Origin of the sequence: Campylobacter concisus (assembly GCF_902460625.1) — a bacterium.
GTDB lineage: Bacteria > Campylobacterota > Campylobacteria > Campylobacterales > Campylobacteraceae > Campylobacter_A > Campylobacter_A concisus_AD.
In genome coordinates, this window is record NZ_CABPUT010000021.1 from 1 (window position 1) to 4304 (window position 4304).

4 protein-coding genes are annotated in these 4304 nt (G+C 30.1%); all 4 read right to left on the reverse strand.

From position 1 onward, the window contains the following. Positions 1 to 42: 42 nt before the first annotated feature. The gene (asnB, locus tag F3G69_RS09105) at positions 43 to 1170 is read right to left on the reverse strand and encodes an asparagine synthase (glutamine-hydrolyzing) (protein WP_149715051.1); all 1128 of its coding nucleotides are present in this window, start codon (positions 1168 to 1170) and stop codon (positions 43 to 45) included. A gap of 41 nt (positions 1171 to 1211) precedes the next feature. Then, entirely contained in the window at positions 1212 to 2738 is a 1527-nt protein-coding gene (locus F3G69_RS09110; RefSeq protein WP_149715052.1) for a hypothetical protein, read from the reverse strand. Further along, complete coding sequence (locus F3G69_RS09115) at positions 2735 to 4087, reverse strand: lipopolysaccharide biosynthesis protein (RefSeq protein ID WP_107709842.1); 1353 nt, start codon at positions 4085 to 4087, stop codon at positions 2735 to 2737. The genes F3G69_RS09110 and F3G69_RS09115 overlap by 4 nt, the downstream gene beginning before the upstream one ends. Continuing rightward, on the reverse strand, positions 4044 to 4304 hold a 261-nt coding region (locus tag F3G69_RS09120; RefSeq protein WP_223155909.1), incomplete at its 5' end, for a formyltransferase family protein. The genes F3G69_RS09120 and F3G69_RS09115, both read right to left, overlap by 44 nt.

Genomic DNA, 4304 nt, shown 5'->3' on the forward strand with positions numbered 1-4304 from the left:
TCTATTTTTATGCAGTATTTTGTTATGCAAAAAGCAAAGGATTTAAGCTGTAAGGTTATGTTGGATGGCCAACATAACCTTACAGCTTAAATCCTTTGCTTTTTGCATAACAAAATACTGCATAAAAATAGATGGGCCACCAAATGGTTCCTCTTGCGTATAAACAACTTCCTGTATGTTATCAATAAATTTTTGTGTACTTGGCTCCACTATTTGTAAATTTAAGTCGCAATGCTGCGCCACCATTTGTGCATATATACTTTCATCTGTACTTTCCTCTATTGATTTTGCATGAATGGCTATAAATTTTTCCTCATCATTGGTATATGCCATAGAAGCAAGCGCTGCCACACTCGAGCTATCAAGCCCTCCGCTAAGACAAGTTCCGACTTTAACGTCCGATCTCAACCTCAATCTAATTGCTTTTTTTAAATTTTTTGAAACCGAATCTACGCTTTGAGTCTCATCTAATTTTTTATTATTTTCATTTAATGCTATATCATAATATTTTTTAATTTTAAAATTATGAGTTTTTAAATCATAAATCATATTATGAGCTTGCTCTAGCTTATAGATACCTTCAAAAAATGTTTCATTAGTATGTTCTAGCATACCGGTAGCCAAAAAATCAATTAGCAAGGTCTTGTTTACAAATTTGCCATTGCAGAAATTTAAAAGTTGTTTTATCTCGGAGCCAAATACAAATTTATCTTTTGTCTGCGTAAAATAAAATGGCTTTACTCCAAATCTATCTCTTGAACAAAACAATATATCTTCTTTTTTGTCATATATTGCAAAAGCCCACATTCCATTAAATTTTTCGACACAATCTTTGCCCCATCGATCATAGCTTGCTAAAATAACTTCGGTATCAGTTTTTGAGTTAAATTTATATCCAAATTCTTCAAGCTCTTTTCTTATCTCTAAATAATTAAAAATTTCACCGTTATATGTTATTGTATATTTATCTTCCATATAGCTCATAGGCTGATGACCATCTTTGCTAAGATCCAGGATAGATAATCTTCTATGTCCTAATGCAAAATTTTTGCCATAAAAAAAGCCCTCATCGTCTGGCCCTCTATGAACTATCAAATCATTCATATTTTTTATTTCATCTTTTGTCACAGCAACATTGCTCTTATTTATTATTCCACTTATTCCACACATTTACATCACACCTTAAAATACATAAAGACCTATTATGGAGGTTATTTTACTCTATACAATTTAATTTTTGACTCTTCTTTGCAACAATCAGCTATATTGTCATTAAATGAAAAGCTGCTTATCATTTTAAAATTCAAGGGATTTAAATCAAAACATGATATAACATAAACCAAACCATGTTTTTTTAAATAATCTAAAATTTCATTCTCATCGTCAACCCAAAAAGATTCATCGGAATTGTATTTATTATTCTCAAAAATCATATACCAATCAGGAAAAACAACTATACCTCTTTTAATAGCTACGTATTGCAGTAGTTCTCTGCGTACCTTAAAGCCACTAAATATACCGTCATACTCTTCTTTTGGGTTTTTATAGGCCATTAATACTTTAGTATTAGATGGAATGCAACTAAAAAACGTATTTAGTCCATCAACTTCTTCTGCTACACTATATGGGCTCCTTATGCCTGGTGATATAAATTTTCCATAGCTTGGTGCAACGTTAATCATAAGTCCATATACTGGATATATAGATACTATATATGAAAATATGATATAGGCATTAATATCAATATTGAAAATATAAAATAGTGAAACACTTAAATAAAGCAGATAAAAAGATTGTTGATCGGCAAACCTTACCAAGAGTTCATTTATTGTAAAAAATAGAATTGTCACAAACAACAAAACAACTCCAATATTAACCTCATTTAGCAACAAAGAAATTATCAAAAACTGAATTTGTAATAACAGTAAGTAAACTTTGTATATATTGGGCTTTTTATATTTTTTCATACTATATTTTACTTTATCATGAGCACCTATTGCTCCGGACATCTTTGATAAACCGCCCTTTCCGAAAGAAACAAAAACTGGTATAAGCCACTTAATGGAACCTGGGATGATGGAAATAAACAAAAATACATTATGAAAATAAATACTAGCAATAAATGTCAATATGGCACCTAAAAAAAAGCCCGTAAATGACAAAAAAGATATAAAAAATAAAACAATACACAAAATAAAATAATTTTGACTGACCAACAATGTCAAAAAAAGCGGGTAAAGCATCCAACCAAGTATATTATAGTTTTGTATTTCTATGAAGGTTGCAAAGAATAGAGTACTAAAAAAAACAACTCCTAACATCCATAAATTTTGATTCTCATAATATAAGCAAATCCATAAAGTAACCCAAACAGACATAGCTAAAAACATTATAAAAGTGGTTCCAAAACTAGCTTGCATTCTTAGGCTGAGTGGTGTTACATGAAACCAGTTTTTAAGACTTAAGCCACTCCCAGCCAAGAGAGTACTTTTTCCATATCTCCCAAATCTTTGAATATTATAGTCTTGTATATAATAAAAAAAGTTGTTATAAGCATTTCTTTGATCATTGCCAGATAGATACTTCCAACGATACTTTGACAAAATTATGATTATATTGTAAATGCTTATACTGGTATCCTTTAGCATAAGAATAGGTAAAACAACAGGATATAATAGTAAAAACATGAGCCCCTTATTACCATATCTATCCGTAAATTTTTTAAATTTCTTTTTCATTTTTCTCCAACATACCAAAATATAAAAATCCAACTACTACCAATAAAAAATATATACCAAAACCATTGCCAATCTATTTTATAGTATTTATTGGAAACTATCATACCCATTATGTTAGCAGCCAAGACACTAAAAGACGTTGCAAGGGCTACACCAAATACTCCATAATATTTTATTAAAACGTAGTCTAAAATAATATTTAAAAAAGCGCTAATAGAATAGATATATGTGCTTATATATGTTTTTTTTGCCTTAAAGATTCCTATAAAACTCAACAGGTAAAAACCATAGAATATATTTCCCCAACATAGAATTCCTATTAACTTCCAACTATGAAAATATCTATCATCGGCTAAAATTTTTACTAGATAAGGAGATAGAATAGTTAATAATACAGCAGATAGTGAACCTACTACCACATAACACAATGAAATATTTTTGAAAAAAGCTTGACTATCATCTTTATGTAACATATCCATAGCTATAGGCCACCAAGCTTTTCTAAAAGTTTCAATAACAATTGTAATAATGAGTGCTATTTTAGCTCCAATGGCGTATATTCCGACCTCATAATTACCTAAAATATTTGACACAAACCATCTATCACTTGCACTCATAATCCAGATCATAAGACCAGATGGAAGCAACGGAAGTCCGAATTTAATAAACTTTTTAAATAACTCTAAATCTAATTTTCCCCAATATGTATAGCTTCTAGAAGTATGCCACCCTATAACCATCGTAAACAAAGAACCACAACAAACGCCTAACAAGTAACCCCTTATACCACCGTCATAAAAATATACAAAAAATAATATAAAAGCAACTCCAAAAACTGTTTGAAGAAATGACAGTGCTATATATCGCCAAGGCTTATAAATAAGTCTAAAAACTTCTAAGCTTTGTGAAACCAATGTGCCAAAAAAAGTAGATATAGCTACAATCCACAAATAATAACTTGGTAAACTCACTTGAAAGGTAAATTTTATAATGAAATATGAAAAAACAATACTTAAAAAAACAACAATTAGTCCAACGATGATGCGAAGCTGAAAAATAGACGCTGTTATGTCAATAATACTTCTATTGCCATTATTTTTAGCCTCCATAAAATAAAAACTTTGTGCGCTATCAAGCCCCATGGTCATAAAAATAGAAAGCATGCCGGCTATTGTATTAAACATCTCTAAAATACCAAATTCTTCAGGTGTAAACAATCTCGTATATATTGGCAATGTAAAAAAAGCTATTGCCTTTATAACAATGGACCCGAAGCCATATATAAAGGAGTCTGATAAAAGTTTTTTATACATTTCTAAAGACAGTATTAAACAATTTAATTCCTGCATCGTAAGCTATATTTTCATTTACCAAATAACTAAAATTATTATTTAGTGTATATGGAGTACTTGCTATGATTTCACCACGATCAATTGCTTCAGTTATCACATGCAATGTTGCCTCTTGATTGTAGGCCTTATCTTTTAATGCTCTTTGGATAGATCCGATTCCACCATACTCAGGAATTTTTGCACAATGTATATTTAGTATTCTAATATTAATGTC